General features: G+C 41.6%; 2 protein-coding genes. Both read left to right on the top strand.

Annotated features, from left to right (window positions below):
* A partial coding sequence (locus HPY60_11745) for a radical SAM protein (protein ID NPV51848.1) occupies positions 1 to 1,230 on the top strand: 1,230 nt, incomplete at its 5' end.
* On the top strand, positions 1,214 to 2,833 hold the full coding sequence (locus tag HPY60_11740) for an ABC transporter ATP-binding protein (GenBank protein ID NPV51847.1): 1,620 nt from the start codon (positions 1,214 to 1,216) through the stop codon (positions 2,831 to 2,833). The genes HPY60_11745 and HPY60_11740, both read left to right, overlap by 17 nt.
* Positions 2,834 to 3,180 lie beyond the last annotated feature (347 nt).

Raw genomic sequence — 3,180 nt, 5'->3', positions numbered from 1 at the left:
ATCGGACCAAAGGAATTATTATCTGATTGTAGAGATGATAACCAGGAATTGATAGAAGTGTTCGAAAATGATAGTGCGCAAAGTTTAACCAACGAACTAGAGAACAAAAAACCAAATAGCCTTACTGGAATGTCAGTCTTGCCTACTCTTAGATGTAACCTAAAATGTGTACATTGTTTTTACGGTTCTTCTCCAGAAGGAGACTATCCAATGATTGATAAAAACTACATACCGCTTATAGTGGATTCTATTAATCAGAACAACACAGAGAACGTAACTATCGGGGGCGGAGAACCACTAATTTGGGAACACATAAGAGACCTTTTGACGAAACTACTAGAGAAAACAAATGCCAAGATTTTCCTTTTAACGAACGGACTAATGTTGCAACAGATTGAGGATCTGCTTCAGGATTTCGTGACACGGTTCAACGTTCAGGTCAGTGTTGATGCAGCAACAGAAGAAACCTATAGAGTGGTCCGAGGAGGCAATTTCAAATTGTTGTCACGAAACGTGCGCAGATTAAGAGACATTGGTGTTGATACTGCGCTAAGCTATACAATACATTCATTGAACAACGGCGAAGTTCTGCCATTTATAAGAATGGCTGAGGATATTGGTATACAGTCATTACACTTTCCTATTCTAGAACAACATGGTAGGGCTAAGTTGAACAATATCGCACCATTACCACAGGAGTTAGTGAATTTTTATCAGTTTCTTGTACATTATTCTTTCCATCACGGTAGACTTAAGCTCTACTTTGTAGAGGAGCTCAAACTACGTCTACTAAGAAGGATGGTTCGGTATAATTGCTCTGCAGCCGATGGTCAGGTGGCCGTTGGGCCGGATGGTTATTTCTATCCCTGTAGTGAGCTGATTAGTGATAGGTTCAAGATATGCCATATAGCGAATTACGATAATCTAAGAAGATTCCTTAGAGATTTTAAGACCAAGACTGAAATGGGTTCGCCAGTAGTAGAGAAGATCTGTCCTGAGTGTCCAGTCAAGTTGCTGTGCGGAGGAGGTTGTCGAGCCGTGGAATTGCTTTCAGGGAAGGGCTATCTTGAGGCGAGGCCGGACCCACTAGTCTGCGATATACTGATTAACAGCGTCTTTACCACTTTATGGGAAATTGTCAACAATGAACTTAATCCTGCAGTATCGCTAGATTCGCTCTACACAAGCGAAGTATTGAGGATGGCAGATGCGTATGAAAAAACACATTAGGAAGCAGGTATTAAGACTTCTAAAGCCTCATTCCGCGCAATTGTTTTTTGCTTTTCTATCTCTCGTTATTGCAACAGGTTTGACTATTCCGCTTCCCATACTGTCTAAGAATCTCATTAACTCCATTATCGGTAGTGAGGCTGTATCCACTCCTTTTGGTGTTTTCGTGGTTCTATTCCTTACTCTGCTCTTGCTCAAAGAGTTCTTGACCTATTTCTCCTATTATCTGTTTGAAACAAGAATGAGAGTGTTCACGGCTTCTCTTCGGAAACTTGTATTTGAAGCTTTTCAGAATAATTACGAGGAATTTTCATCGTACGAATCAGGAAGGATGCTGACCTATATAAATTCAGACCCAGAGAGGCTACAAACGTTCTTTTATCCCACTTTTGTTCATTTTCTGAAAGATGCCCTCACATTTTCGTTTGCTCTTTTAGTTGGGCTTCATTTGAATGCTATGATAGCTGGAGTGTCCATTTTGCCTCTATTCATATTCTTTGTTTTGATTCGGTACGTTAACCCTGTTGTCAGGAGACTTAGTCGTGAGTCCATAGAATCCCAGACAGAGTTTGTAAGCAGACTTAAGGAGTACATCGATGGGATGGAGATGTTCAGGGTCTATCTCAGAGAGCTTTTCTCAGTTCAAAAGTTTAGTGAGTTCAATGAGATGTATGCAACAGCGGACATAAGGCGGATAAAGTCAATTGTAATGTTTAACCTCCCTCTTACTATCTTGTTCAATAGCGGTTATATTGTGGCCTTACTTATGGGTGTCTATTGCGTCAGACAGGGCTTGATGGAAATAGGCTCCTTGTTTGCGATACTGATGGCTGTAAATTACCTTTATGATTCTTCAAAGAATCTCTGGGATTTTAACATTCATTGGGAAGAGATAAAGGTAGTGGAGGACAGGCTATCAGAGGTTCTTAAAGAGTATGGCGTAGGGGCAGATAAACGCTACAGAGATAGAGAGAAAACAGGTTCAGTGAGAAAGATTGAGACAATTAAGGTTGAGATACCCAGTTTTTCGTATGGGGAGGGTAAGAGTTTACTCGAGAATTTTGAACTAGAGGCCAAACTGGGAGAAGTAGTTGGATTGATCGGAAAAAGCGGTAGAGGCAAAAGCACATTGATCAAAATCATACTTGGTTTGCTTGGCAGAGAAGAGGGCTATGTTAAGGTAAATGGTGTGTCTTTAAACCAGATAGAGCCTGATGTTTATTATAGCCGCATCGGTTATGTACCGCAGCATCCCATTGTCTTTAAGGGAACTGTAAAAGAGAATGTTTTTCTTGGGGAAGATGGACAACTGGTCGAGGTCTTGCTGGAACTTCTGGATGACCTTTCACCGGAGAGGGATGTAGAAGAAGGTGGTCGTAATCTTTCAGGCGGAGAAATCCAGAGAATTGCACTGTGCAGGGCTTTTGTGTTGAAAGATAAGGACTTGTATCTCTTGGATGAGCCTACTGCTCACCTAGACGCAAAGAGAGCGGAAAAAGTGAAAGAACTAATACGATCCAAAGCAAAGGACTCTATCATCCTGATCGTCTCCCATTCAGTTGACTTAGTCAAAGAACTGGCCGATAAAGTTGTGGAGATATAACAAAAAGTTATAAACACGAAGCCCACGGTAAGTGGGATGATAACATGAACTGGGCTGAGGCATTCAATTTGTTCCTCCCTTCCTTTTCTGGCAGATCCATCTATACTTGACGAAGCCTTGCCTGATAGAAGTCGCAAAATCCCCCATATCACGGAAGGACATGGATTCCTGAGACACAAGGCAGCCTACTTTCATGAATCTTAAGCTAGGAAAGAACGACCAGGTAAGTTCAGTTCGAAAAGGCAGGTGAACCAATGGGGTTGCCGCTACTGGCGAAATGAGGTGGCGATTTTGAAAATATGGATAATTGTAGTCGTTGTACTGGCTTTGGTGTTGGGAACTGTGAT

The organism is Methanofastidiosum sp. (assembly GCA_013178285.1).
Taxonomy (GTDB): domain Archaea; phylum Methanobacteriota_B; class Thermococci; order Methanofastidiosales; family Methanofastidiosaceae; genus Methanofastidiosum.
The sequence above is the reverse complement of the archived record's forward strand: the minus strand, read 5'-3'. Positions and strand labels throughout refer to the sequence as shown.

Bases quoted from the DNA above. Each gene is read 5' to 3' on its own strand.
- HPY60_11740 (NPV51847.1), top strand. From the start codon at position 1,214: ATGAAAAAACACATTAGGAAGCAGGTATTAAGACTTCTAAAGCCTCAT.